At 71.7% G+C, this 25,259-nt stretch carries 23 protein-coding genes and 1 riboswitch; of the genes, 19 read left to right on the top strand and 4 right to left on the bottom strand.

What is annotated here, in order from left to right:
* Positions 1 to 116: 116 nt before the first annotated feature.
* Entirely contained in the window at positions 117 to 755 is a 639-nt protein-coding gene (locus tag AC3IX6_RS04875) for a DJ-1/PfpI family protein (RefSeq protein ID WP_489369014.1), read from the top strand.
* Here the strand turns inward: AC3IX6_RS04875 and AC3IX6_RS04870 are convergent.
* Positions 730 to 1,479 (bottom strand): enoyl-CoA hydratase/isomerase family protein, encoded by a 750-nt coding sequence (locus AC3IX6_RS04870; protein WP_489369013.1) that lies wholly within the window; start codon positions 1,477 to 1,479, stop codon positions 730 to 732. The two genes, AC3IX6_RS04875 and AC3IX6_RS04870, sit on opposite strands and share 26 nt — an antisense overlap.
* A 123-nt stretch (positions 1,480 to 1,602) precedes the next feature.
* On the opposite strand from AC3IX6_RS04870, the gene AC3IX6_RS04865 reads away from it, so the two are divergent.
* Both AC3IX6_RS04865 and AC3IX6_RS04860 read left to right on the top strand, forming a co-directional pair.
* The gene (locus tag AC3IX6_RS04865; protein WP_489369012.1) at positions 1,603 to 2,304 is read left to right on the top strand and encodes an HdeD family acid-resistance protein; all 702 of its coding nucleotides are present in this window, start codon (positions 1,603 to 1,605) and stop codon (positions 2,302 to 2,304) included.
* A gap of 94 nt (positions 2,305 to 2,398) precedes the next feature.
* Positions 2,399 to 2,953, top strand: coding sequence for an ATP-binding protein (locus AC3IX6_RS04860; protein WP_489369011.1), 555 nt, complete (start codon positions 2,399 to 2,401; stop codon positions 2,951 to 2,953).
* Between the two features lie 16 nt (positions 2,954 to 2,969).
* Here the strand turns inward: AC3IX6_RS04860 and idi are convergent, their stop codons facing one another.
* Together idi and AC3IX6_RS04850 are read right to left on the bottom strand one after the other, a co-directional pair.
* Positions 2,970 to 3,569 (bottom strand): isopentenyl-diphosphate Delta-isomerase, encoded by a 600-nt coding sequence (gene idi / locus AC3IX6_RS04855; RefSeq protein WP_375950621.1) that lies wholly within the window; start codon positions 3,567 to 3,569, stop codon positions 2,970 to 2,972.
* 161 nt (positions 3,570 to 3,730) lie between these two features.
* On the bottom strand, positions 3,731 to 4,966 hold the full coding sequence (locus AC3IX6_RS04850; RefSeq protein ID WP_489371335.1) for a GNAT family N-acetyltransferase: 1,236 nt from the start codon (positions 4,964 to 4,966) through the stop codon (positions 3,731 to 3,733).
* Positions 4,967 to 5,480: 514 nt separating this feature from the next.
* Here AC3IX6_RS04850 and AC3IX6_RS04845 point away from each other — a divergent pair.
* The 15 genes from AC3IX6_RS04845 to AC3IX6_RS04775 all read left to right on the top strand — a co-directional run bounded on the left by AC3IX6_RS04845 (position 5,481) and on the right by AC3IX6_RS04775 (position 22,834).
* The gene (locus tag AC3IX6_RS04845) at positions 5,481 to 7,280 is read left to right on the top strand and encodes a DUF5941 domain-containing protein (RefSeq protein WP_489371334.1); all 1,800 of its coding nucleotides are present in this window, start codon (positions 5,481 to 5,483) and stop codon (positions 7,278 to 7,280) included.
* Positions 7,277 to 8,029 carry a phosphocholine cytidylyltransferase family protein gene (locus AC3IX6_RS04840; protein ID WP_489369010.1) on the top strand — a complete coding sequence of 251 codons (753 nt, stop codon included), beginning with the start codon at positions 7,277 to 7,279 and terminating at the stop codon, positions 8,027 to 8,029. Before AC3IX6_RS04845 ends, AC3IX6_RS04840 begins: the two co-directional genes overlap by 4 nt.
* Complete coding sequence (locus tag AC3IX6_RS04835; RefSeq protein ID WP_489369009.1) at positions 8,017 to 9,078, top strand: iron-containing alcohol dehydrogenase family protein; 1,062 nt, start codon at positions 8,017 to 8,019, stop codon at positions 9,076 to 9,078. Before AC3IX6_RS04840 ends, AC3IX6_RS04835 begins: the two co-directional genes overlap by 13 nt.
* Positions 9,056 to 9,835 (top strand): CDP-alcohol phosphatidyltransferase family protein, encoded by a 780-nt coding sequence (locus tag AC3IX6_RS04830; RefSeq protein ID WP_389686711.1) that lies wholly within the window; start codon positions 9,056 to 9,058, stop codon positions 9,833 to 9,835. Before AC3IX6_RS04835 ends, AC3IX6_RS04830 begins: the two co-directional genes overlap by 23 nt.
* Before the next feature lie 35 nt (positions 9,836 to 9,870).
* Positions 9,871 to 10,743 (top strand): glycosyltransferase family 2 protein, encoded by an 873-nt coding sequence (locus tag AC3IX6_RS04825; RefSeq protein WP_489371333.1) that lies wholly within the window; start codon positions 9,871 to 9,873, stop codon positions 10,741 to 10,743.
* 96 nt (positions 10,744 to 10,839) lie between these two features.
* The gene (locus tag AC3IX6_RS04820) at positions 10,840 to 11,769 is read left to right on the top strand and encodes an ABC transporter permease (RefSeq protein WP_489369008.1); all 930 of its coding nucleotides are present in this window, start codon (positions 10,840 to 10,842) and stop codon (positions 11,767 to 11,769) included.
* Entirely contained in the window at positions 11,762 to 12,538 is a 777-nt protein-coding gene (locus tag AC3IX6_RS04815) for an ABC transporter ATP-binding protein (RefSeq protein ID WP_489369007.1), read from the top strand. Before AC3IX6_RS04820 ends, AC3IX6_RS04815 begins: the two co-directional genes overlap by 8 nt.
* A 440-nt stretch (positions 12,539 to 12,978) precedes the next feature.
* Positions 12,979 to 13,899: a squalene synthase HpnC gene (hpnC, locus tag AC3IX6_RS04810; RefSeq protein WP_489371332.1), complete on the top strand. Its 921-nt coding sequence runs from the start codon at positions 12,979 to 12,981 to the stop codon at positions 13,897 to 13,899.
* Positions 13,896 to 14,894: a presqualene diphosphate synthase HpnD gene (gene hpnD / locus AC3IX6_RS04805; protein WP_489369006.1), complete on the top strand. Its 999-nt coding sequence runs from the start codon at positions 13,896 to 13,898 to the stop codon at positions 14,892 to 14,894. The genes hpnC and hpnD overlap by 4 nt, the downstream gene beginning before the upstream one ends.
* 91 nt (positions 14,895 to 14,985) lie before the next feature.
* On the top strand, positions 14,986 to 16,359 hold the full coding sequence (hpnE, locus tag AC3IX6_RS04800) for a hydroxysqualene dehydroxylase HpnE (RefSeq protein ID WP_489369005.1): 1,374 nt from the start codon (positions 14,986 to 14,988) through the stop codon (positions 16,357 to 16,359).
* Positions 16,360 to 16,454: 95 nt separating this feature from the next.
* Positions 16,455 to 17,549, top strand: coding sequence for a polyprenyl synthetase family protein (locus tag AC3IX6_RS04795; RefSeq protein WP_274551904.1), 1,095 nt, complete (start codon positions 16,455 to 16,457; stop codon positions 17,547 to 17,549).
* A 125-nt stretch (positions 17,550 to 17,674) separates the two neighbouring features.
* Entirely contained in the window at positions 17,675 to 19,732 is a 2,058-nt protein-coding gene (gene shc, locus AC3IX6_RS04790; RefSeq protein ID WP_489369004.1) for a squalene--hopene cyclase, read from the top strand.
* Positions 19,732 to 20,415 carry a phosphorylase family protein gene (locus AC3IX6_RS04785; RefSeq protein ID WP_489369003.1) on the top strand — a complete coding sequence of 228 codons (684 nt, stop codon included), beginning with the start codon at positions 19,732 to 19,734 and terminating at the stop codon, positions 20,413 to 20,415. Before shc ends, AC3IX6_RS04785 begins: the two co-directional genes overlap by 1 nt.
* A gap of 5 nt (positions 20,416 to 20,420) precedes the next feature.
* Positions 20,421 to 21,455: an adenosyl-hopene transferase HpnH gene (gene hpnH, locus AC3IX6_RS04780; protein ID WP_489369002.1), complete on the top strand. Its 1,035-nt coding sequence runs from the start codon at positions 20,421 to 20,423 to the stop codon at positions 21,453 to 21,455.
* A complete protein-coding gene (locus AC3IX6_RS04775) occupies positions 21,452 to 22,834 on the top strand; it encodes an aspartate aminotransferase family protein (RefSeq protein WP_489369000.1) in 1,383 nt (460 codons plus the stop codon). Before hpnH ends, AC3IX6_RS04775 begins: the two co-directional genes overlap by 4 nt.
* Before the next feature lie 51 nt (positions 22,835 to 22,885).
* Here the strand turns inward: AC3IX6_RS04775 and AC3IX6_RS04770 are convergent, their stop codons facing one another.
* Positions 22,886 to 23,707, bottom strand: a complete 822-nt coding sequence (locus tag AC3IX6_RS04770) for a tyrosine-protein phosphatase (RefSeq protein ID WP_489368998.1) — start codon at positions 23,705 to 23,707, stop codon at positions 22,886 to 22,888.
* Between the two features lie 315 nt (positions 23,708 to 24,022).
* A riboswitch (cyclic di-AMP (ydaO/yuaA leader) is annotated at positions 24,023 to 24,220 on the top strand.
* A 2-nt stretch (positions 24,221 to 24,222) separates the two neighbouring features.
* On the opposite strand from AC3IX6_RS04770, the gene AC3IX6_RS04765 reads away from it, so the two are divergent.
* Entirely contained in the window at positions 24,223 to 25,236 is a 1,014-nt protein-coding gene (locus tag AC3IX6_RS04765; RefSeq protein WP_489368997.1) for a M23 family metallopeptidase, read from the top strand.
* The last annotated feature ends 23 nt before the right edge of the window (positions 25,237 to 25,259 follow it).

Below are 25,259 nucleotides of genomic sequence, written 5' to 3'. Positions count from 1 at the left end.
CCACCCTGACCCCTGACCCCTGACCCCAGGAACCGAGCCCGACACGCCCCGACCACGCCCCGGCCGCACCCCGGGCCGTGCAACCGCCCCACCCCGACCACCGCTCCGGAGGAGCCATGCAGATCGCCGTCCTGCTCTTCGACGGGTTCACCGCCCTCGACGCCATCGGTCCCTTCGACACCCTCGGCCGCCTCCCGGGCGCCGAGACCGTGTTCGTGGCCGAGCGGCCCGGGCCCGTACGGGCCGACCAGAGCTCGCTGGCCCTCGTCGCCGCGAAGGGCCTCGACGAGGTGACGCGGCCGGACATCGTCCTGGTGCCCGGCGGGCCGGCCACCGACGGGGAGATGAAGAACCCCGCCGTCCTCGACTGGCTGCGGACCGTCGACGCCACCACCACCTGGACCACCTCGGTCTGCACCGGCTCGACCCTGCTCGCCGCCGCGGGCCTCCTCGACGGGCGCAGGGCCACCAGCCACTGGCTGTACCTGGACCGGCTGCCCCCGTTCGGGGCGCAGCCCACCGGGGAGCGGGTCGTCTTCGACGGGAAGTACGTGACGGCGGCCGGGGTGTCCGCGGGCATCGACATGGGGCTCGCGCTCCTCGGCCGCATCGCGGGGGACGCGTACGCGCAGACCGTGCAGCTCATGACCGAGTACGATCCGCGGCCGCCCTACGACGCGGGCTCCCCCGAGAGGGCGCCCGCCGACATCGTCGCGCGGCTGCGCGGGCTCACTGCGCCGGCGGAGTCCAGGTGAAGGCGGGCGCGCGCCGTTCCAGGAACGCGGCGACCCCCTCCGCGATGTCGCCGCTCGCGGCGGCCTGCGCCGCCCAGTAGGCGTCCCGGTCCGTGCGGCCGTCCGCGAACTCCTTCGCCGAACTCTGCGTGAGCTGCGAACGCGTGGCCAGGATCCGGGCGAACTCCGCTACACGCTTGGCCAGTTGACCCGCCGGCAGCAGTTCGTCCAGCAGCCCGGTGCGCAGCGCCCGCTCCGCGTCGATCAACTCGGCGGAGAAGAGGAGGTACTTGGCGACCGACGGGCCCACCAGGGACGCGAGGCGCCGGGTGGACGAGGCCGGGTACACGATGCCCAGCCTCGCCGGCGTCACCCCGAAGGAGGCCCCCTCCTCGGCGAAGCGCAGATCGCAGGCGGCGGCCAGCTGGCTGCCGCCTCCCACGCAGAACCCGCGGATCGCGGCCAGCGTGGGCTTGGGGAAGGCGGCGAGCGCCTCCTCCGCCGCCACGGCCAGGGCCTGCGGGTCCTCGTCCCCGGTCAGCGAGGAGATGTCGGCGCCCGCGCAGAAGGTCTCGCCGGCCCCCGTCAGGACCAGGACCCGTACGGCGGGATCCGCCGCGAGCCCGGCCAGCAGCTCGGGCAGCCCGCGCCACATCGCGGCCGTCATGGCGTTGCGCTTGGCGGGGTGCGAGATCACGACGGTGGCGACCCCGTCGGCGACGGAGGAGAGCAGGGCGGCGTCCATGCGCCGGATGCTATCCCGGACGGTCGATCCTATGATCAAGAGACCGGTCACCGGCAGCTCGGTGGACCGGCAGGCAGTCACGGGGTCCGAGGGTCCGTCGGGGGCAGCGAGGAGGTGGCGTCCATGGGCGCAGACCGTGCCGAGGGTACGGACCGTACGGGTCCACAGGACGGCAAGGCCGACAAGAAGAAGGTCAGCCGCAGCTTCGCGTGGATGGCCCTGCTCGGGGCGCTCCTGGTGGTGGCCGGTCTGGTGGGCCTCGTCTACACCGGCGTCGCCACCCTGACCACGATGTTCCTCTTCGGCTGGCTGCTGCTGGCCGGCGGTGTGGTGGGCCTGCTCCAGGCGATCCAGTCCCGCAAGAGCAACTACTTCTGGCTCGCCGTCATCGTCGCCGCGATCAACATCGCGGCGGGTTTCGTGATCCTGCGCCGCCCGGAAGCGAGCGCGGAGGCGCTCACCATGTTCGCCGCGCTGCTGTTCCTCACCGGCGGGGTGTTCCGGCTGGCCGGGGCCGTCGTGGTGCGCGGCGCGCACCTGGGGCTGACCCTGGTCCAGGGCGCCTTCGGCATCCTGCTGGGCCTCCTGATCCTCGCCAACTGGCCGGGCAGCAGCCTGTACGTGATCGGAGCGTTCTTCTCCCTCGCGCTGCTGTTCGACGGCCTGAGTCTGATCGCCGTGGGCATGGGAGCCCGCCGCATCCTGGGCTTGGTCAGGGACGACGAGGTTCCGGTGACGCCTGGAGGGGCGGGAGTGGCAGCGCCCGAGGCGCACGAGGCGGCCGAGATGCGGCCCCCAGAAGATCAGGAACGGTCGAACAACTGACTCTGTCATACGCCAGTGGTCAGAAAGTGTCCGATTGATGCTGACTTCTGGTCAGTGGTCCGGCGCGGAGCGGTCCGGTCCCCACTCTTGACGTGTGCAGACGATCGAGCGTGAAGACGGGGGCCGGGAGATGGATGTGAGCGGGAGCGTCCCGCCAGTCAAGGGGGAGGAGCCGGAGGTCGCGGCCAGCCCCCTCGCGTACGAAGGGGTGTGGCGATTCACGGCGCCCGCAGTAGAAGAATCCGTTCCGCAGGCCCGCCGCGCGGTCCGTGACCTGCTCGGCCGGCAGGAGGTGCCGGCCGACCGGGACCTGGTCTACTCCCTGCTGCTGATCGTCTCCGAACTGGTGACGAACTCGGTCCGGCACGCGGCCGTGCTCTCGCCGGAGGTAGCGGTGGAGGTCGCCATCGGCCGGGAGTGGGTACGGGTGGCCGTCGAGGACAACCACCCGTACCGCCCCAAGGCGCTGGAGGCCGATTTCGGCCAGACCGGCGGCCGGGGCCTCCTCCTGGTCCGGGAGATCACGCTGGAGGCCGGCGGGGTCTGCGACGTGGAGCACACCTCCACGGGCGGCAAGGTGATCTGGGCGGCGCTGCCGCTCACCACGGCCCTCGCCTCACCCGCGGCCACTCCGACCTCGGCGGTCTGAACCCCGGGGCCGGCTGCTACCAGCCCGCCGCGTCGCCCGTCAGCTCGCGGATCGCGGGCCGGGCCGCGTCCAGCACGGTCATGAACCAGGCCGAGAACGGGACCTCGGCGTGCCGCTTCGCGAGTTCCTCCGCGGTCACGAAGGCGGTGTCCGCGATCTCCTCCGGATCCGGCCGCACCGACCGCTGCGCGAGTCCCACGAACAGGTGGTTGTACTCCTGCTCCACCAGCCCCGACGCCGGGTCCGGATGGTTGTAGCGGACCGTCCCCGCCTCCGCGAGCAGCGAGGGCGACAGCCCCAGCTCCTCGTGGGTCCGCCGGGCCGCGGCCGCGAACGGCGACTCCCCGGGGTAGGGGTGACCGCAGCACGTGTTCGACCAGACGCCGGGGGAGTGGTACTTCCCGAGGGCGCGCTGCTGGAGCAGCATCCGGCCCTGCTCGTCGAAGAGGAACACCGAGAACGCCCGGTGCAGCTGACCGGGCGCCTGGTGAGCGGCGAGCTTCTCCGCCGTACCGATGGTGTTGCCGGACTCGTCGACCAGTTCGAGCATGATCGGTTCTTGAGCGCCGGTGCCGGTGGTCGCACTGTTCGCGGCGGTGGCTGGTGTGGTCGGCATACCCATCCTTCGCTTCGGACTTCGGCTTTCAGTCTGCCGTACAAATGGGGATTGCCCCCACTTCGGTGATCCGCGCATGTCCGCCCCCCGCCGCGTGATATGCGGCGGGGGGCGGAGCGTGCGGATCGGTCAGTTCATCCGGCCGGGGGCCGGACCCGGCATCAAACTCCGAACGGGGCCGGGTACTTGATCGTGCCCGTGGGAACCGGCACCGAATCGTCGAGCACCAGCGCCATCATGGCCTCGTCGGGCACCTCGAAGGGCGCCTTGATCCCGAAGCGCGAAGCCGGCACGAACCCGAAGCGCCCGTAGTACTCGGGATGCCCGAGGACGAGGACGAGGTTCTCCCCGCGCTCCGCGGCCGCCGCGAGCAGTGCCCGTACGACCGCGCTGCCGGCGCCCGAGCGCTGGAGCGCGGGAGCCGCGGCCACCGGGGCGAGCGCGAGCGCGGCCACCCCGTCGACCGTGCACCGGGTCAGCAGGGCGTGCGCCGCGACCGACCCGTCCGGGGCCCCGGCCACGTAGGAGAGGCCGGGCAGCCAGGAGCCGTCGGCGCGCAGCGCGTCCACGAGGTCGGCCTCGGCCGGGGTCTCGAAGGCGGCCGAGTTCACCGCGTGCACGGCGGCCGCGTCCCCGGCCGCTTCGGGGCGGACGGGCCAGCCGCCGCCGTCCCCGGCCGTCACCGGCCGCAGGACGTAGGCGGTGTACCCGTACTCGTGCCCGTACCGCTCCCGTACGTCGATCTCCTCGCGTACGAAGCCCAGCGCGGCGGCGGCTTCGGGACCCGAGGGTTCCGCGGCCGCGGCGGTCCGCTCGCCGAGCGGACCGTAGTAGGCGGCCCAGTCGGAGTCGGGCTGCCGGTGGACTCCGAGCACCTGGTAGCCGGCGGCCTGGATCGCGGCCAGGTTGCGGGCGGTGGAGCGCAGCGCGTAGTGCGGGTCCCAGAAGGCGCGGACCCCGGCGGAGGGTTCCCCGACGGTCCATTCGCACTCGCTCAGCACCAGGGTGCCGCCGGGGGCGAGCAGTCGCTTCCACCGGGCGAGCGCGGTGGCGAAGCCGATGTTGTAGGCGGAGCCTTCGGCCCAGACGAGGTCGAAGGTTCCGTCCGGGTAAGACGCGAGGTCGCCGATGTCCGCCTTGACGGCGCGGACGCGGTCGGTGAGCCCGCGGGCCGCGGCGGCGGCGCGGAGCTCGTCGAGGAAGCCGTCGTGGAGGTCGACGGCGGTGACGTCGGCCCCGAGGCCGCCCGCCTCGGCGGCGAGCAGCAGGGCGCTGGGGCCGGGACCGCAGCCCAGGTCCAGGGCGCGCGGCCGCTCGGGCAGCGGTCCGCACAGGGACAGCAGGTGGCGGGTGGTCGCCTCGGAGCCGGGGGACTGCCGGGGCAGCCCGCGGTGCAGCGCGAAGAAGGCCTCGAAGAAGAGGTCGCCCTGCGTGCTGAAATCGGTGGTGTGGGAGTTGTTGGTGTTACCGGTGTTGTCGGTCAACGTGAACCCTTGAAAGGGGGCTCCGGCCGACGGGGGTGATCGGTGTGATCAGACCCGGCCGGACGCCCGGAAGGAGAGGGGGATGTACCGGAGTGCGCTGCGCTGGGCGGCGACGCCTGCGACGGTCATCAACCCCACCTCTTTCTTTTCTCACGTCTCATGTGACATTCGGGCGATTGCGACGCATTTGCGAAACTCGTACGCGTCTGCGGCCAGCTTAACAGCCGAGGTGCCGGCGGCGGTTTGTGATCGCCGCTTCCGATCGTCAATGATGATCGCCACAGGGCCGACAAGCCCGTGATTTTCGGCTTATCGGAGCGTAAACAGGCGGTGAACCCCCGCTTCCGTTCATCCGATAGCCTCTGCCGACGTGCCGCCGGCCCACCCGGCGCCCGTTAACCCGTGTGCGTGCAAGGAGTGAGTTCGTCTGCCGACCGTCATCCTTACCGGCCTGCCGGTGCCCGGATCAGCGCTCGCCGGCGAGCTGCGCTCACTCGGCTTCGAGGTCCACCCCGCGGCCACCCCGTCCGACACCGCCGCCGCGCTGGCGCTCGTACCCGCCGACCAGCGGGTGGCCGTCGTGGACGGGGAGTTCGTCGGCCACGTGCACGCACTGCGGCTCGCGCTGACCGACCCGCGGTTCGACGCCTGCGCCGTCACCGGGGCCCTCGCCGTCCAGCCCGGCGCCCGCGCGGCCCTGGACCGGGCCGCCGCGCTCGATGCGTACGCCCCGGTGGGCGACGGCCCGTACCCCGACCGGCTCGCCGCCGCCGTCGAGGCCGCCGGCACCCCCGTGCACCGCCCCGAGCTGGGCACCCTCGTCGCCGCCGTGCCCGCCACCACCGCCGAGCGCGCGACGGCGACCGCCGCCGTGGCCGCCGTCGACGACGAGGCCGTCCGGCTGCGCACCGCCGTGAAGTCCCGCGACGGGTTCTTCACCACCTTCTTCATCAGCCCGTACTCGCGCTACATCGCCCGCTGGTGCGCGCGCCGCGGACTGACCCCCAACCAGGTCACGACCGCCTCGCTGATCACCGCGCTGATCGCGGCCGGCTGCGCCGCCACCGGCGACCGCTGGGGCTACGTGGCCTCCGGCGTGCTGCTGCTCGTCTCCTTCGTCCTGGACTGCACGGACGGGCAGCTCGCCCGCTACTCGCTCCAGTACTCGACGATGGGCGCCTGGCTCGACGCCACCTTCGACCGCGCGAAGGAGTACTCCTTCTACGCGGGCCTCGCGCTCGGCGCGGCCAGGAACGGCGACGACGTCTGGGCCCTGGCCCTGGGCGCCATGATCCTCATGACCTGTCGGCACGTCGTGGACTTCGCCTTCAACGAGGCCAACCACGACGCCACCGCCAATACGAGCCCCACCGCGGCCCTGTCCGACAAGCTCGACAGCGTCGGCTGGACGGTCTGGGTCCGGCGCATGATCATCCTGCCGATCGGCGAGCGCTGGGCCATGATCGCGGTCCTCATCGCCTTCACCACCCCGCGGATCGTCTTCTACGCCCTGCTGGTCGGCTGCGCCTTCGGCGCGCTCTACACCACCGCCGGCCGGGTCCTGCGCTCGCTGACCCGCAAGGCGCAGCGGACCGACCGCGCCGCCCGGGCGCTGGGCGACCTGACGGACACCGGCCCGCTGGGCGAGCTGATCGCCCGCGGCCTGAGCAGGCTGCCGCACTACACCGCGCCCGCCTTCATGGTGAGCGGGGTGGGATCGGCGGTCATGCTGCTGATCGCCGCACGGGAGTCGTCCTTCGGCAGCTCCCTGCCGATCCTCTTCGCCGGGCTGTACGTGTTCACCGCCGGAGCCGCCGTCGCGCAGCCGCTCAAGGCCCCGCTGGACTGGCTGCTGCCGCCCGTCTTCCGGGCCGCCGAATACACCACCGTCCTGATCCTCGCCGCCAAGGCGGACGTTCCCGGGGCCCTTCCCGCGGCATTCGGACTGGTCGCGGCGGTCGCCTACCATCACTACGACACGGTCTACCGCATCCGCGGTGGCACCGGCGCGCCCCCGCACTGGCTGGTGCGGACGATCGGCGGGCACGAAGGCCGGGTTCTGTTGATCACGGTCCTGGCCTCCGTCCTGGCGTCGCGCGCCGTGGACTTCCCCGTCGCGCTCACGGCCCTCGCCGTGTTCGTGGCACTCGTGGTGCTCGTGGAGAGCATCCGCTTCTGGGTTTCCTCCGGGGCACCCGCCGTACATGACGAAGGAGAACCAGCATGATCGGCCTCGTCCTCGCTGCCGGAGCCGGACGCCGCCTGCGTCCCTACACCGACACCCTGCCCAAGGCCCTCGTGCCCGTCGGACCCGAAGGCGCCGAGGAGAGCATCACGGTCCTCGACCTGACCCTCGGCAACTTCGCCGAGGTCGGCCTGACCGAGGTCGCCATCGTCGTCGGCTACCGCAAGGAAGCCGTGTACGAGCGCCGGGAGGCCCTGGAGGCCAAGTACGGGGTCAAGATCACGCTGATCGACAACGACAAGGCCGAGGAGTGGAACAACGCCTACTCCCTGTGGTGCGCCCGTGACGTCCTCAAGCAGGGCGTGATCCTCGCCAACGGCGACACCGTCCACCCGGTCTCCGTCGAGAAGACCCTGCTCGCCGCCCGCGGCAAGGGCCAGAAGATCATCCTCGCCCTCGACACGGTCAAGAGCCTGGCCGACGAGGAGATGAAGGTCATCACCGACGGTGAGAAGGGCGTTCAGCGGATCACCAAGCTGATGGACCCGTCCACCGCGACCGGCGAGTACATCGGCGTCACCCTCATCGAGCCGGAGGCCGCCGAGGCCCTGGCCGAGGCCCTGAAGACCACCTTCGAGCGCGACCCCGACCTCTACTACGAGGACGGCTACCAGCAGCTCGTCAACGACGGCTTCACCATCGACGTGGCCCCCATCGGCGACGTCAAGTGGGTCGAGATCGACAACCACGACGACCTCGCCAAGGGCCGGACGATCGCATGCCAGTACTGACGAGGCTCATCCCCTCGCCCCTCGTCGTCGACATCAGCCGCGGCGCGATGGACGACCTGGCCGGCCTCCTGGCCGACCAGCGGATCTCGTCGTCCGGCAAGCTCGCGATCGCCATCAGCGGTGGCTCCGGCGCGGTGCTGCGCGCCAAGCTGGAGCCCGTGCTGCCGCACGCCGACTGGTACTCCGTCGTCGACGGGACCATCGACTCCGCGGTCAAGCTCGCCGACGACATAAAGGGGAACCGCTACGACGCGGTCGTGGGCCTGGGCGGCGGCAAGATCCTCGACGTGGCGAAGTACGCCGCGGCGCGGGTCGGCCTGCCCATGGTGGCCGTCGCCACCAACCTGGCGCACGACGGGATCTGCTCGCCGGTCGCCACCCTGGACAACGACAACGGCCGGGGCTCCTACGGAGTCCCGACGCCGATCGCCATGGTGATCGACCTCGACGTGATCCGCGACGCCCCGGTGCGGTTCGTCCGCTCCGGGATCGGCGACTGCCTCTCCAACATCTCGGCGATCGCCGACTGGGAGCTCTCGCACAAGATCACGGGCGAGCCGGTGGACGGTCTGGCCGCGGCCATGGCCCGTACCGCGGGAGAGTCCGTACTGCGCCACCCCGGCGGCTGCGGCGACGACGAGTTCCTCACGGTGCTCTCCGAGGCGCTGGTCCTCACCGGCATCGCCATGTCGATCAGCGGGGACACCCGCCCGGCGTCCGGCGCCTGCCACGAGATCAGCCACGCCTTCGACCTGCTCTACCCGGGACGCTCCGCGCTCCACGGCGAGCAGGTCGGCATCGGTGCCGCCTTCGCCATGCACCTGCGGGGCGCCAAGGAGCAGTCCGAGCTCTTCGTCCGGGTGCTGCGCGGTCACGGCCTGCCCGTGCTGCCCGAGGAGATCGGGTTCAGCGTGGACGAGTTCGTCGCGGCCGTCGAGTACGCCCCCCAGACCCGTCCGGGACGCTTCACGATCCTGGAACACCTCAACCTGTCCGCAGCCGAGATCAGGGACGCTTACGCCGACTATGCCAAGACCATCCGTAGCTGAACTCCGCCCCGTCGTTCACCCGGCGGGCGTCAAGGACAGGGTCAGCGGCGAGCACTGGGGCGGGCGCCTCTACATGCGCGAGATCTCCCTGCGCATCACCCGCCTCCTGGTCACCACCAAGGTCACGCCGAACCAGCTGACCTACGTGATGACCCTCGCCGGAGTCCTCGCCGCCCCGGCCCTGCTCGTGCCGGGCGTCTGGGGCGCCGTCCTCGGCGTGGTGGCGGTCCAGATGTACCTGCTGCTCGACTGCGTCGACGGCGAGGTCGCCCGCTGGAAGAAGCAGTTCTCGCTGTCCGGCGTCTACCTGGACCGGGTCGGCGCCTACCTGTGCGACGCGGCGGTGCTCGTCGGCTTCGGCCTGCGCGCCTCCGACCTGTGGGGCACCGGGCGCATCGACTGGCTGTGGGCCTTCCTGGGCACCCTCGCGGCGCTCGGCGCGATCCTGATCAAGGCCGAGACCGACCTGGTCGGCGTAGCCCGCCACCAGGCCGGCAAGCCCGTGGTCCAGGACGCGGCGGCCACGCCGCGCTCGTCCGGCATGGCGCTCGCCCGCCGGGCCGCCGCCGCGCTCAAGTTCCACCGCCTGGTCCTCGGCATCGAGGCCTCGCTGCTCATCCTGCTGCTGGCCGTCCTGGACCAGGTCCGCGGCGACCTGTACTTCTCCCGCCTCGGCGTCGCGGTGCTCGCCGGCATCGCCATGCTCCAGACGGTGCTGCACCTGGTGTCGGTCCTGGCCTCCAGCAGGCTCAAGTGACGGCCCCCCTGCGGCTGGGCGCCGTCATCATCACCATGGGCAACCGCCCGGACGAGCTCAAGGCGCTCCTCGACTCGGTGGCCCGGCAGGACGGGGCCCCGGTCGAGGTGGTCGTCGTGGGCCAGGGCGTACGGCTCACCGGCCTGGCGGACCCGGCGGCCGGTGTGCGCACCGTCGAGCTGCCCGAGAACCTGGGCATCCCGGGCGGCCGCAACGTCGGCATCGAGGCCTTCCGCACCGCGGGCGGCACCGGCTCGGACGGGTTCGACGCGGACGTCCTGCTCTTCCTGGACGACGACGGTCTGCTGGAGCGCACCGACACCGCCGAGCTGTGCCGGCAGGCCTTCACCGAGGACCCCGAGCTGGGCATCGTCACCTTCCGGATCGCCGATCCGGAAACCGGCGAGACCCAGCGGCGGCACGTCCCCCGGCTGCGGGCCTCCGACCCGATGCGCTCCTCGCGCGTCACCACCTTCCTGGGCGGCGCCAACGCCGTCCGCACGAAGGTGTTCGAACAGGTCGGAGACCTCCCCGGGCAGTTCTTCTACGCGCACGAGGAGACCGATCTGGCCTGGCGGGCGCTCGACGCCGGGTGGCTGATCGACTACCGGGCGGACATGGTGCTCCTGCACCCCGCCACGGCCCCCTCCCGGCACGCGGTCTACCACCGTATGGTGGCTCGCAACCGGGTGTGGCTCGCACGCCGCAACCTGCCCGCCCCGCTGGTCCCGGTCTACGTGGGCGTCTGGCTCCTGCTGACGCTCCTGCGCAAGCCTTCGGGTCCCGCGCTCAAGGCCTGGTTCGGCGGGTTCAAGGAGGGCTGGACGACCTCCTGTGGTCCACGGCGCCCCATGAAATGGCGTACGGTCTGGCGGCTGACCCGGCTGGGCCGACCGCCTGTCATCTGACACGTCCGGGTCTGAGACCATGGCGCGATCACGAACCGATCGACTCAGGCCCGATGCCACCTTCTGCCGCATCATGAAGACGGAAAGTTTCATCTTGTGAGTGACACAACCCAGGACGGAGCCCTTGCCACGAGCAAGCGGCCGTCCGATGACGCCGGGCTGAGCCCCTCGGAGCTCGCCAGGAAGTACGGCCTGTCCGTCAGCGGAGCCCGGCCGGGCCTGGTTGCCTACGTGCGCCAGCTCTGGGACCGCCGCCACTTCATCATCGCGTTCTCCCGGGCCAAGCTCATGGCCCAGTACAGCCAGGCGAAGCTCGGCCAGATCTGGCAGGTGGCGACCCCGCTGCTGAACGCGCTGGTCTACTACTTGATCTTCGGCCTGATCCTCAATGCCGGCCGGGGCATCGAGAAGAACGACTACATTCCCTTCCTGGTGATCGGCGTCTTCGTCTTCACCTTCACGCAGAGCTCGCTGATGGCGGGTGTCAGAGCCATCCCGTCCAACATCGGGCTGGTCCGCGCCCTGCACTTCCCGCGCGCCTCGCTGCCGATCTCGTTCTCGCTGCAGCAGCTCCAGCAGCTGATGTTCTCGATGATCGTCGTGTTCGTGGTCACGATCGGCTTCGGCAACTACCCGAGCCTGTCCTGGCTGCTGGTGCTTCCGGCGCTGGTCCTCCAGTTCGCCTTCAACACCGGTCTCGCCCTGATCTTCGCGCGGATGGGTTCCAAGACCCCCGACCTCGCGCAGCTCATGCCGTTCGTCACGCGTACGTGGATGTACGCCTCGGGCGTCATGTTCTCGATCAGCGAGATGCTCAAGGGCAAGCCCGCGTGGATCGCGGACGCCCTGCAGTGGAATCCGGCCGCCATCTACATGGACCTGATCCGCTTCGCGCTCATCGACGGGTACGGCCGGGAGAACCTGCCGCCGCACGTCTGGGCATTCGCGGTCGGCTGGGCCGTCCTGATCGGCGTCGGCGGATTCGTGTACTTCTGGAAGGCTGAGGAGCGTTACGGCCGTGGCTGAGAACAACCAGGGGCACGTCCCCACCGTCATCGCCGACGACGTGCACATCGTCTACCGGGTCAACACCGGCAGCTCCGGCAAGGGCAGCGCCACGGCGGCGCTCAGCAAGATAGTCCGCCGGGGCGGCGACGCACCGGGTGTCCGCCGGGTCCACGCCGTGCGCGGGGTCACCTTCACGGCGTACCGGGGCGAGGCCATCGGTGTCATCGGCTCCAACGGCTCCGGCAAGTCCACCCTGCTGCGTGCCATCGCGGGTCTGCTGCCCTGCGAGTCCGGCAAGGTCTACACCGACGGCCAGCCCTCGCTGCTGGGTGTCAACGCGGCGCTGATGAACGACCTCACCGGCGAGCGCAACGTGGTCCTCGGCGGTCTCGCGATGGGCATGACCCGCGAGCAGATCCGGGAGCGCTACCAGGACATCGTCGACTTCTCGGGGATCAACGAGAAGGGCGACTTCATCTCCCTTCCGATGCGCACGTACTCCTCGGGCATGGCGGCGCGCCTGCGTTTCTCCATCGCCGCGGCGAAGGACCACGACGTCCTGATGATCGACGAGGCGCTGGCCACCGGTGACCGGAAGTTCCAGGTGCGTTCCGAGGCGCGCATCCGCGAACTGCGCAAGAAGGCCGGCACCGTTTTCCTGGTGAGCCACAACAACAACTCCATCCGCGATACCTGTGACCGGGTGCTGTGGCTGGAGCGGGGCGAACTCCTGATGGACGGCCCCACCGAGGAAGTCGTCTCGGCATACGAGAAGGCGACCGGCTGACGGTTCCCCGTCCACGGCCGCCACCGACGGCCCCCACCGCGTCCGGCGGCGGGGGCCGTCGCATGCCGTAAGGGCGCCGGACGCACGGGACGGGCCGCTTTTCCCGCGGGTGACGTGCGGACATTGGCGGGTGGCGTGCGGGCGACATTGTGTGCGGAGCGAATACCCGTCGAGGCCCGGCGGCGTTGTACAGCGTAAGCTGGGCCAGGCTCAATCGAGGGCAAGAGGGGGCGATTCCCCCCATAGGTGAATAGCCCAGGACGCCCCGGGGAAAACGCGGCGGCGTGTCCGAAATAGGATGTTTTGGGTTGGCAGTGTAGAACGGGAGATGTGACGGCAATGGCTACGGGAATTCTCCGGCCCCCAGGCACGACGGCCGTCCCCGCCGCGGGCGGCTGGCGGTGACCCCGGGGCACGGCACCAGCCCCCGGCCGCACGAGCTGCCCGATGCCTCCGGCTCCTTCCCCGCCCGCCCCGGCGCCGCCACCCTCGACAAGGCGCGCTCCGAGAACTTCCCCGTCGCCCCCGCCTTCCTGCCCCGCGCCTGGCGCGAGGGCCTGATGGCGGTCTACGGGTACGCCCGCCTGGTCGACGACATCGGTGACGGCGACCTCGCCCCGGGCGGCCGCGACGCCGTGCTGCTGGGCCTCGACCCCGCCGCCGTGGACGACCGGACCGCCATGCTCGACGCCCTCGAAGCCGACCTGGGCCGGGTCTTCGGCGGCACCGACGGGCCCCCGCGCCACCCCCTGATGCTGGCCCTGCAGCCCGTCGTGCGCGCCCACGGGCTCACCCCCGAATCGTTTCTCGGGCTCATCGAAGCCAACCGCCAGGACCAGCGGGTCGCGCGCTACGCGACGTACGGCGACCTCGTCGGCTACTGCGAGCTCTCCGCGAACCCGGTGGGCCGGCTCGTGCTCGACCTCACCGGCACCAGCACCCCCGAGCGGATCCGCCGCTCCGACGCCGTCTGCACCGCCCTGCAGATCGCCGAACACCTCCAGGACGTCGCCGAGGACCTCGCCCGGGACCGGGTCTACCTCCCGGGCGAGGACATGCGCCGCTTCCACGTGACCGAGACCGACCTGAAGGCCCCGTCCGCGGGCGCGTCCGTACGCGCCCTCGTCGCCTTCGAAACCGAACGGGCGCGGGAGCTCCTCGACGAAGGCACGCCGCTCGTGGGCAGCGTCCACGGAAGGCTCCGGCTGCTGCTCGCGGGCTTCGTGGGAGGAGGACGCGCCGCCCTGCGAGCCGTCACCGCCGCCGGGTTCGACGTCCTTCCCGGCCCGCCCAAGGCCACCAAGAGCGGCCTGCTCCGCGAGGTGGCCGCCGTCCTGCGCACAGCGCCGAGAAAGGGGTGAGCCCGACCGTGGAGGGCCCCACACACGCTTCCGCACCGGGCGCGCCGTCCGTGCCGACAGCGATGTCCGCACCGATTTCGGCTGCCTACAGCTACTGCGAGGCCGTCACCGGCTCGCAGGCGCGCAACTTCGCCTACGGCATCCGGCTGCTGCCCGCGGACAAGCGCCAAGCCATGTCCGCGCTGTACGCCTTCTCCCGGCGGGTCGACGACATCGGCGACGGCACGCTGCCGCCCGAGGTCAAGCTGACCCGGCTGGAGGAGACCCGCACCCTGCTCGGCCGGATCCGCGCCGAGGAGATCGACGAGGACGACACCGACCCGGTCGCGGTCGCCCTCGCGCACGCCTCGCGCCGCTTCCCGATCCCGCTCGAAGGGCTCGACGAACTCATCGACGGCGTCCTCATGGACGTCCGCGGCGAGACGTACGAGACCTGGGACGACCTCAAGGTCTACTGCCGCTGCGTGGCCGGAGCCATCGGCCGGCTCTCGCTCGGCGTGTTCGGCACCGCGAGCTCCGGTGCGACCGGCGCGCACGACGCGGCACGGGCCGGCGAGTACGCCGACACCCTCGGCCTCGCCCTGCAACTCACCAACATCCTGCGGGACGTTCGCGAGGACGCCCACAACGGACGCACCTACCTCCCCGCCGAGGACCTCGCCAAGTTCGGCTGCTCCGACGGCTTCCGCAGCGAGCGGATGCCCCGCGACGCCGACTTCGCCGGCCTCGTCCACCACGAAGTCCGGCGCGCCCGCGCCCTGTTCGTGGAGGGCTACCGGCTGCTGCCCCTGCTCGACCGGCGCAGCGGCGCCTGCGTAGCGGCCATGGCCGGCATCTACCGGCGCCTGCTCGACCGCATCGAGCGCGAGCCGGAAGCCGTGCTCCGCGGCCGGGTCTCGCTGCCGCCGCACGAGAAGGCGTACGTGGCCGTCCGCGGCCTCTCCGGCCTGGACGCGCGGACCATCGCGCGCCAGAGCGCCAGGAGGCGGCTCTGATGACGGCGGGCCGGCGAGCCGTGCCGGCGGGGCGGACGGGAGCAACCCCGCGGCGCCCGGCGGCGTCTGTGGGAGCGACGGAGGAGGACGCATGAGCGCGCAGCACGCCGTGGTCGTCGGCGGCGGGCTCGCCGGCGTCACCACCGCGCTGGAACTCGCCGACGCGGGCCTGCGGGTGACCCTGCTGGAGGGCCGGCCCCGCCTCGGCGGCCTGGCGTTCTCCTTCAAGCGCGGCGAACTGACCGTGGACAACGGCCAACACGTCTACCTGCGCTGCTGCACCGCCTACCGGTGGTTCCTCGACCGCATCGACGGCGCGGACCTGGCACCCCTGCAGGACCGGCTCGACGTACCCGTCCTCGACGTCGCCCACCCCGGCGGCCCCCGGCTCGGACGGCTGCGCCGCAGCGCCCTGCCCGTACCGCTGCACCTGGCCGCCTCGCTGGCCCGCTACCCGCACCTCTCGCTGGCCGAGCGGGCCTCCGTCGGGCGCGCCGCCCTCGCGCTGCGCCGCCTCGACCCGGCCGACCCGGCGCTCGACGGCGTGGACTTCGCCACCTGGCTCGGCCGGTACGGCCAGTCCCCGCGCACCATCGAGGCCCTGTGGGACCTCGTCGGCATCGCCACGCTCAACGCGACCGCCGGGCAGTCCTCGCTGGGCCTGGCCGCCATGGTCTTCAAGACCGGCCTGCTCTCCGAGAACGGCGCGGCCGACATCGGCTGGGCCCGCGTACCGCTCGGCGACCTGCACGACACCCTCGCCCGCAAGGCCCTGGACGCCGCCGGGGTGCGCACCGAGCTGCGCACCCGGGTCACGGACATCTCCCGCACCCCGGAGGACGGCTGGCGGGTGGCCACCGAAAGCGGCTCGTTCGACGCCGGCACCGTCGTCCTCGCCGTCCCGCAGCGCGAGGCGCACGGACTGCTGCCCGCCGGAGCGCTCGCCGACCCCGACAAGCTGCTCGACATCGGCACCGCGCCGATCCTCAACGTGCACGTCGTGTACGACCGCAAGGTCCTCAAGCAGCCCTTCTTCGCGGCCCTCGGCTCCCCGGTGCAGTGGGTCTTCGACCGCACCGACTCCTCGGGACTCCCCGACGGCGGCCAGTACCTGGCGCTGTCCCAGTCGGTGGCCCACGAGGACATCGACGAGCCCGTCTCGGTCCTGCGCGCGAAGTACCTGCCCGAGCTGGAACGGCTGCTGCCCGCCGCGCGCGGAGCCAAGGTGCGCGACTTCTTCGTCACCCGGGAACGCACCGCGACCTTCGCCCCCACCCCCGGTGTCGGACGGCTGCGGCCGGGAACCCGGACCGACACGCCGGGGCTGTTCCTCGCCGGTGCGTGGACCGCGACGGGTTGGCCCGCGACCATGGAGAGCGCCGTCCGCAGCGGACTGAACGCGGCCCATGCCGCGCTGGTCCCGCTGGGCCGCCACCGCGAACACCCCTTGCAGGAGGCGGTATGACCACCACCGGCACCGTCGGCGCCATCGGTACCGGCACCACCGGCACCACCGCAGCACCAAGCACCGCAGTACGTACAGGAACCAGAGGAGAGCCAGTGAACCCGGGGAATCCGGCCGTCGAGAACACGGACGCCAGTGCGGGCCCGGCCGGCGGGGAGAAGGCGGACACGCTCGCCCTCCTCGAACGAGGCCGTACGCTCTCGACGCCCGTGCTCCGCGCCGCCGTGGACCGGCTCGCCGCGCCCATGGACACCGTCGCCGCCTACCACTTCGGCTGGATCGACGCCTACGGCAACCCGGCGGACGGCGACGGCGGCAAAGCCGTCCGCCCCGCCCTCGCCCTGCTCTCGGCGGAGGCCGCCGGCGCCGCCGCCGAGGTCGGCATCCCCGGCGCCGTCGCGGTCGAACTCGTCCACAACTTCTCGCTGCTGCACGACGACCTGATGGACGGCGACGAGCAGCGCCGCCACCGCGACACGGTGTGGAAGGTCCACGGACCCGCCCTCGCGATCCTGGTCGGCGACGCCCTGTTCGCCCTGGCCAACGAGGTGCTGCTGGAGCTCGGCACGGTCGAGGCCGGCCGCGCGGCCCGCCGCCTGACCACCGCGAGCCGCAAGCTCATCGACGGCCAGGCCCAGGACATCTCCTACGAGCACCGCGAGAGCGTCACCGTCGAAGAGTGCCTGGAGATGGAGGGCAACAAGACCGGCGCCCTGCTCGCCTGCGCGGTCTCCATCGGCGCCGTGCTCGGCGGCGCGGACGACCGTACGGCCGACAAGCTGGAGGAGTACGGCTACCACCTCGGCCTCGCCTTCCAGGCCGTCGACGACCTCCTCGGCATCTGGGGCGACCCGGAGTCCACCGGCAAGCAGACCTGGAGCGACCTGCGCCAGCGCAAGAAGTCGCTCCCCGTCGTCGCCGCCCTCGCCGCCGGCGGACCGGCCAGTGAGGAGCTCACCGAGCTGCTCGCCGCCGACGCCAAGAGCAACGACTTCGAGAACTTCTCCGAGGAGGAGTTCGCGGCCCGCGCCGCGCTCATCGAGGCCGCCGGCGGCCGCCGGTGGACCGCCGACGAGGCGCGCCGCCAGTACGAGATCGCCATCAAGGCCCTCGACGACGTGGACATGGACCAGCGCGTGCGCGACCAGCTCGTGGCGCTCGCCGACTTCGTCGTCGTGCGCAAGAGGTGATCGCCACCCGTACGCGCATATGAATCGTCAGTCGCCGGACGGTACTGCCTGCCGGTAGTACCGTCCGACGGCGGCCCCCAGTACAGCGGATGACAGCAGAGGACACTGCGCGCAAAGGGGAAGCCATGACTGCGACGACCAACGGCGGCGCCCATGCCTGCGGCGCCGACCCGAACGACACCGGGTCCGCCGGGCCGCCGGGCCCGGTACCGGGCCCCGGACCGGACCCCGGCCCCGCAGGGCTGCACGGGGTCCGCGAGGCCACCGAGCGGGCGGTCCGGGACCTGCTGGAGCGGCAGGACGAGGCCGGCTGGTGGAAGGGCGACCTGGAGACCAACGTCACCATGGACGCCGAGGACCTGCTGCTGCGCCAGTTCCTGGGGATCCGGGACGAGGCCACCACCCGGGCCGCGGCCCTGTTCATCCGCGGAGAGCAGCAGGACGACGGCACCTGGGCCACCTTCCACGGCGGCCCCTGCGACCTCTCCGCGACCATCGAGGCCTACGTGGCCCTGCGCCTCGCCGGAGACGCACCCGACGCCCCGCACATGGCCCGCGCCTCGGCCTGGATCCGGGCCCACGGGGGCATCGCGGGCGCCCGCGTCTTCACCCGCATCTGGCTGGCGCTGTTCGGCTGGTGGAGCTGGGACCACTTGCCCGAACTCCCGCCCGAACTGCTGTTCCTGCCGCCCTGGGTGCCGCTGAACATCTACGACTTCGGCTGCTGGGCCCGGCAGACGATCGTCCCCCTCACCGTGGTCTCCGCCCTGCGCCCGGTCCGCCCGGCCCCCTTCGCCCTGGACGAGCTGCACACCGACGCGCGGACCCCGTACCCCGTCAAGAAGCTCGCGCCGCTCGCCAGTTGGGACGGCGCCTTCCAGCGGATGGACAAGGCCCTGCACGTCTACCGCCGGTTCGCCCCGCGCCGGCTGCGCGGGGCCGCCATGGCGAGCGCCGGCCGCTGGATCGTGGAGCGGCAGGAGAACGACGGCTGCTGGGGCGGCATCCAGCCGCCCGCCGTGTACTCCGTCATCGCCCTGCACCTGCTCGGCTACGACCTGCGGCACCCGGTCATGCGCGCCGGACTGGAGTCCCTGGACCGCTTCGCCGTCTGGCGCGCGGACGGCGGCCGCATGATCGAGGCCTGCCAGTCCCCGGTGTGGGACACCTGCCTGGCGGCCATCGCCCTGGCCGACGCGGGCTTGCGTCCGGACCACCCCGCCCTGGTCAAGGCCGCCGACTGGATGCTCGGCGAGGAGATCGTGCGCAGCGGGGACTGGGCCGTGCGCAGGCCCGGACTGGCCCCGGGCGGCTGGGCGTTCGAGTTCCACAACGACAACTACCCCGACATCGACGACACCGCCGAGGTCGTCCTGGCGCTGCGCCGCGTCAAGCACCCCGAACCGGAGCGGGTGGAGGGGGCCATCGCCCGGGGAGTCTCCTGGAACCTCGGCATGCAGTCGAAGAACGGCGCCTGGGGCGCCTTCGACGCCGACAACACCAGCCCCTACCCCAACAAGCTGCCCTTCTGCGACTTCGGCGAGGTCATCGACCCGCCCTCGGCCGACGTCACCGCCCACGTCGTGGAGATGCTCGCCGTCGAGGGCCGGGCGGGCGATGCGCGCACCCGGCGCGGCATCGCCTGGCTCCTCGCCGAACAGGACCCGAACGGCGGCTGGTTCGGCCGCTGGGGCACCAACTACGTCTACGGCACCGGCTCGGTGGTACCGGCGCTGACCGCAGCGGGCTTCGCCCCCTCGCACCCCGCGATCCGGCGGGCCGTGGACTGGCTGGAGTCCGTACAGAACGAGGACGGGGGATGGGGCGAGGACCAGCGCTCCTACCGGGACCCGTCCTGGGCCGGGAAGGGCGCCTCGACCGCCTCGCAGACGGCGTGGGCGCTGATGGCCCTGCTGTCGGCGGGGGAGCGCGACGCGCCGTCCGTGCGGCGGGGGATCGGCTACCTCGTCTCCACCCAGCGCCCCGACGGCACCTGGGACGAGCCGTACTTCACCGGCACCGGGTTCCCCTGGGACTTCTCCATCAACTACCACCTGTACCGCCAGGTCTTCCCGCTCACCGCCCTCGGCCGCTACCTCTACGGAGAACCGTTCGGCCCGGGCGGCCGGTACGCGGATCCGGCCGCCCTCCCGCACGCCGCCCCGCTGCCCGGGGAGTCCTGATGGCCGCCGGCCCCGCGGTGGCCGCCCCGCCGCCGCTGCTGATCGCCTGCGCCCTGCGCATCGAGCGGACCGCCCTGCGCAGCACCTCGTACCGGGGCGGCCGCGAGCGGGGCGCGCCCGAGCGGTACGAGGTCCTGCGCACCGGCATGGGCCCGCGCGCGGCCGAGCGCGCCGTCGGCCGCAAGCTGGCCGAGCCGGAGCTGCACGGCGCCGCCGTGCTCGCCACCGGCTTCTGCGCCGGGCTGCTGCCCGGCATGAGCCCCGGCGACCTGATCGTCGCCGAGGAGACCCGGGACCCGCGCGGCACGGTCGCCTGCGCCGGTACCGCCCTGCTCGCCGAGGCGCTGGCCCGGGCGGTACCCGGCCGGACCGTACACCTCGGCGCACTGACCGGATCCGACCACGTCGTCCGGGGCCAGGAACGCGCCCAGCTGCGCGCCACCGGCTCCATCGGGGTCGACATGGAATCGGCCGCCACCCTGTGGGCCGCGACCCGGGGCGGGAGCGTCCCGGGGGGCGCGGAGCGTCCGGTTGCGGCCGTCCGGGTGATCGTGGACGCTCCGGAGCATGAGCTCGTCCGCATCGGCACCGTTCGCGGGGGAATATCGGCCTTTCGCGTACTGCGTGCCGTACTGCCCGCGTTTTATGAATGGCACCGTTCTTTGCTGCTCCCCAGGAGGTGAGCCAGATGGCCATGCCACTGCGACAGACCATCAGGGTCGGGACGTACCTGCTCGAACAGAAGCTCCGCAAGCGTGAGAAGTTCCCGCTGATCGTCGAGCTGGAACCGCTCTACGCCTGCAACCTGGCCTGCGAGGGGTGCGGGAAGATCCAGCACCCGGCCGGGGTGCTCAAGCAGCGCATGCCCGTGGCCCAGGCGGTGGGCGCCGTGCTGGAATCGGGCGCGCCGATGGTGTCCATCGCGGGCGGCGAGCCCTTGATGCACCCGCAGATCGACGAGATCGTGCGCCAGTTGGTGGCCAAGCGGAAGTACGTCTTCCTCTGCACCAACGCGATGCTGCTCCGCAAGAAGATCGAGAAGTTCACGCCCTCCCCGTACTTCGCCTTCGCCGTGCACATCGACGGACTGCGCGAGCGCCACGACGAGTCGGTGGCCAAGGAAGGGGTCTTCGACGAGGCGGTCGCGGCCATCAAGGAGGCGAAGCGCCGCGGATTCCGGGTGACGACGAACTCCACGTTCTTCAACACCGACACCCCGCAGACCATCATCGAGGTCCTCAACTACCTCAATGACGATCTCCAGGTGGACGAGATGATGATCTCGCCGGCCTACGCCTACGAAAAGGCTCCCGACCAGGAGCACTTCCTCGGCGTCGAACAGACACGCGAACTCTTCAAGAAGGCTTTCGCCGGAGGCAACCGGCGGCGCTGGCGGCTCAACCACTCCCCGCTCTTCCTGGACTTCCTGGAAGGCAAAGCCGATTTCCCCTGCACCGCCTGGGCCATTCCGAATTACTCGCTCTTCGGCTGGCAGCGCCCCTGCTATCTGATGAGCGACGGGTACGTGCCCTCGTACCGGGAACTGATCGAGGAAACCGACTGGAGCAAGTACGGCCGCGGGAAGGACCCGCGCTGCGCGAACTGCATGGCCCACTGCGGGTACGAGCCCACGGCCGTCCTGGCCACGATGGGTTCGCTGAAGGAGTCGCTGCGGGCGGTCCGCGAGACCGTGGGGGGCGGGAGCAGGGACAAGTCGGCATGACCGGCTTCGACCTCGGCGCCCTGCTGGCCGAGCGGGGTGGCGAGCGGTACGAGCTGCACGCCCGCCACCTCAACCACCAGCTGCCGCGGATGCTGCACACCATCGGGTTCGACAAGGTCTACGTGCGGGCCGAGGGAGCCCACTTCTGGGATGCCGAGGGCAACGACCACCTCGACATGCTGGCCGGCTTCGGGGTGATGGGCCTGGGCCGCCACCACCCGGTGGTCAGGCAGGCCCTGCACGACGTGCTGGACGCCCAGCTCGCCGACCTCACCCGCTTCGACTGCCAGCCGCTGCCCGGGCTGCTGGCCGAGAAGCTGCTCTCCCACAGTCCGCACCTGGACCGGGTCTTCTTCGGCAACAGCGGCACCGAGGCGGTGGAGACCGCCCTGAAGTTCGCCCGGTACGCCACCGGGCGGCCCAGGGTCCTCTACTGCGACCACGCCTTCCACGGGCTCACGACGGGCTCGCTGTCGGTCAACGGCGAGGCCGGCTTCCGCGACGGGTTCGCGCCGCTGCTGCCGGACACCCGGATCGTGCTCGGGGACCTGGCCGCGCTGGAGCGGGAGCTGAAGAAGGGGGACGTGGCGGCCTTCGTCGTCGAGCCGATCCAGGGCAAGGGGGTGCTCGCCGCCCCGCCCGGGTTCCTGCTCGCCGCACAGGAGCTGCTGCACCGGCACGGGGCGCTGCTGATCGCGGACGAGGTGCAGACCGGCCTCGGACGGACCGGCGACTTCTACGCCTACCAGCACGAGGCCGGGGTCGAACCGGACCTGGTCTGTGTGGCCAAGGCCCTCTCCGGCGGCTACGTGCCCGTCGGCGCGACCCTGGGCAAGGACTGGATCTTCAAGAAGGTCTACTCCTCCATGGACCGGGTGCTCGTCCACTCCGCCAGCTTCGGCTCCAACGCGCAGGCGATGGCGGCCGGGCTCGCCGTCCTCTCCGTCATGGAGGACGAGCAGGTGGTGGCCCATGCCCGCGTGATGGGAGACCTGCTGCGCGGGCGGCTCGCCGCGCTCGTGGACGAGTACGAGCTGCTCCACGAGGTACGGGGACGCGGGCTGATGATCGGCATCGAGTTCGGCCGGCCGTCCTCGCTGGGCCTGCGGAGCCGCTGGAGCATGCTGCAGGCGGCGCGCAAGGGGCTGTTCGCGCAGATGGTCGTGGTGCCGCTGCTGCAGAAGCACCGGATCCTCACGCAGGTCTCCGGGGACCATCTGGAAGTGATCAAGCTGATCCCGCCGCTGATCGTGGACGAGGCGGACGTCGACCGGTTCGTCGGCGCCTTCCGCGCGGTCATGGACGAGGCCCACGGCGGCGGCGCGCTGATGTGGGACTTCGGCAGGACGCTGGTGAGGCAGGCCGTCGCCAACCGCTGAGTCAATCGCCGGGCCGGCGGCTCGGCGGGCGACGGCCCACCTCGTGGGGCGTCAGTCCAGCAGCCGGTCGCGGAGCCTGCCGAGGGTCTCGGGCGCGAGCCCGAGGCCCTCGGCGAGGTAACGCTGCACGCCGCCCCACTCTTCGTCGATGGCGTCGAAGGCCGTGGTCAGATACGGGGCGCGGGCGTCGAAGAGCGGGGCGAGCAGCTCCATCACCTCGGGGGCGCGGGCCTCGGGCGCATCGCTGCCCCGGCGGACCCGGTAGCGGTTGTGCGGGGCGTTCGACTCCAGGTAGTCCGCGACGATCGCCTCCCGTTCGACGCCCAGCGCGAGCAGGGTGACGGCGATCGACAGGCCGGCCCGGTCCTTCCCGGCGGCGCAGTGCATGAGGGCCGGGACGCTGTCCTCGGCGAGCGCGTGCACCACCCGGCTGTGCTCGGCGGTACGGGTCCGGATCATCGTCCGGTACGAACGGGACATCCGAGCGGCGGCCTTGCCCTCGCCCAGGAGCTCGCGGAGCTGCGCCAGGTCCCCGTCGCGGACCATCTTCCAGAACTCCCGGCCGTCGGCCGGATCCGACAGCGGAATGCCGACGTTGCGCACACCGGGCAGCTCCACGTCCGGACCCTCCAGCGCGTGGTCGGCTCCGTTGCGGAAGTCGAAGACGGTGTGCAGTCCGAGCGACGCGAGGAATTCCGCGTCGCTTTCGGTGGCATGCGCCAGATGTCCGCTTCGGAACAGTCGTCCCGACTTGACCCGTCGACCGTCCGTGGTCGGCAATCCGCCCACGTCGCGGAAGTTGCGCACTCCGGTCAGCGCCGGCTCCTGCGGCGCCAGATCGGTGTGGGGGCTCTGGGGTATCGGCTGGGTCACCGGGCTCCTCCGTGTCGTCGTCGTTGATGGTGTCCGAATTACGCTACTTCTGGGCAACTTGCCATAGCGAGAGGCGAGATCGGACACACCCCCGTGAGCCAGATCATACGGTGACCGTGAGTGGCTGATCACGAATGGCGAATTGCCTTGCTGGGGCGGTTGTTGAAGGGGAGGAATGGACGGAGGGTGACCGGAATTCCGGCGGCCCGTCATCTTCAAGATTCCGTTGGGGAATTCATGACTTGTTCCGCACGGCCGGACTCGATTACGTTCGCGATCGATCCGGACGGACCGCCTAATCCTGCCGCCGACCGGAAACCGCACCCGACTATTCACGCGCGTGGCAGGAGCGGGGGAACCAGGTAAGCCGCTGTTCCGGATCTCCGGTTGAGATCTTTACAACGGGACAGCTCGGGGTGAAGCCGTACATGTGCCGTTCACCGGCACGGGGGCGGCCGGACATCTCCAGTCCGAACCCGACAGCTCACCTCGCAGGCGTCGGAGAGGAATTCGACATGTCCGGAACGGGTAAGCACCGCCGTCCCAAGTCCCGCTCGATATCCCGCGGGTTCGCCGTCGCGGGCACCGGTGGCGCGGCCCTCGCGCTTCCGCTGCTCGGCGCCACCGGCGCCCACGCCGCGGGCGTCCCGGCCGCGGCGCCCGCCGCCGCTCCGGTCCAGGCCCCGCAGGCCGTGGCCCCGCAGGCCGCCGCCGCGCTCCAGGCCGCGCCGGCCGCCGCGCAGGGCGCCCCCACCGTCTACACCGTGGTGCCGGGCGACCACCTCTCCAAGATCGCCGAAAGCCGGCACCTCACCGGTGGCTGGGAGCAGCTCTACGCGGACAACCGCGAGGCCGTCGGCGCCGACCCGTCGCTGATCCACCCGGGCCTCAAGCTCACGCTCGGCGCCAAGGGCGCGGCTCCGGCCGCGGCGGCGAAGTCCGCGCCGTCGAAGTCCGCGCCGGCCGAAACGCCGAAGCCGGCCAAGAAGTCCGCTTCCTCCGGTTCCTCGGATTCTTCCGATCCTTCCGGTTCTTCCACTTCTGGTGATTCGTCGGATTCCTCCGACGCGGTCGCCGCGCCCGCCCCGAAGGCGCCCGCCAAGCAGCAGAGCGGCTCGGCCTCGACCGGCTGGGTCGCCCCGGTCGGCGGCGGCATGTCGACCGCGTACAGGGTCTCCGGCGCCATGTGGTCCAGCGGCTACCACACCGGTGTCGACTTCAGCGCGAGCTCCGGAACCACCGTCAGGGCGGTCGGCGCCGGCACCGTCGTCTCCGCCGGGTGGAGCGGCTCGTACGGCAACGAGGTGGTCATCCGGCACGCCGACGGCAAGTACAGCCAGTACGCGCACCTCTCCCAGCTGTCCGTCTCGTCCGGTCAGAGCGTCACCGGCGGCCAGAGCATCGGCCTCTCCGGTTCCACGGGCAACTCGACCGGCCCGCACCTGCACTTCGAGATCCGCACCGGGCCCTCGTACGGCTCGGACATCGACCCGCTGGCCTACCTCCGCTCGAAGGGCGTCAGCATCTGAATCCGGGGCGCTGTCGGAGGTGC

The sequence above is a fragment of the Streptomyces sp. GL_141 genome, from assembly GCF_057834385.1.
The sequence above is the reverse complement of the archived record's forward strand: the minus strand, read 5'-3'. Positions and strand labels throughout refer to the sequence as shown.

Bases quoted from the DNA above. Each gene is read 5' to 3' on its own strand.
- AC3IX6_RS04875 (WP_489369014.1), top strand. From the start codon at position 117: ATGCAGATCGCCGTCCTGCTCTTCGACGGGTTCACCGCCCTCGACGCC.
- AC3IX6_RS04870 (WP_489369013.1), bottom strand. From the start codon at position 1,479: ATGGACGCCGCCCTGCTCTCCTCCGTCGCCGACGGGGTCGCCACCGTC.
- AC3IX6_RS04865 (WP_489369012.1), top strand. From the start codon at position 1,603: ATGGGCGCAGACCGTGCCGAGGGTACGGACCGTACGGGTCCACAGGAC.
- idi (WP_375950621.1), bottom strand. From the start codon at position 3,569: ATGCCGACCACACCAGCCACCGCCGCGAACAGTGCGACCACCGGCACC.
- AC3IX6_RS04840 (WP_489369010.1), top strand. From the start codon at position 7,277: ATGATCGGCCTCGTCCTCGCTGCCGGAGCCGGACGCCGCCTGCGTCCC.
- AC3IX6_RS04835 (WP_489369009.1), top strand. From the start codon at position 8,017: ATGCCAGTACTGACGAGGCTCATCCCCTCGCCCCTCGTCGTCGACATC.
- AC3IX6_RS04830 (WP_389686711.1), top strand. From the start codon at position 9,056: ATGCCAAGACCATCCGTAGCTGAACTCCGCCCCGTCGTTCACCCGGCG.
- AC3IX6_RS04825 (WP_489371333.1), top strand. From the start codon at position 9,871: ATGGGCAACCGCCCGGACGAGCTCAAGGCGCTCCTCGACTCGGTGGCC.
- hpnE (WP_489369005.1), top strand. From the start codon at position 14,986: ATGAGCGCGCAGCACGCCGTGGTCGTCGGCGGCGGGCTCGCCGGCGTC.
- shc (WP_489369004.1), top strand. From the start codon at position 17,675: ATGACTGCGACGACCAACGGCGGCGCCCATGCCTGCGGCGCCGACCCG.
- AC3IX6_RS04785 (WP_489369003.1), top strand. From the start codon at position 19,732: ATGGCCGCCGGCCCCGCGGTGGCCGCCCCGCCGCCGCTGCTGATCGCC.
- hpnH (WP_489369002.1), top strand. From the start codon at position 20,421: ATGGCCATGCCACTGCGACAGACCATCAGGGTCGGGACGTACCTGCTC.
- AC3IX6_RS04775 (WP_489369000.1), top strand. From the start codon at position 21,452: ATGACCGGCTTCGACCTCGGCGCCCTGCTGGCCGAGCGGGGTGGCGAG.
- AC3IX6_RS04765 (WP_489368997.1), top strand. From the start codon at position 24,223: ATGTCCGGAACGGGTAAGCACCGCCGTCCCAAGTCCCGCTCGATATCC.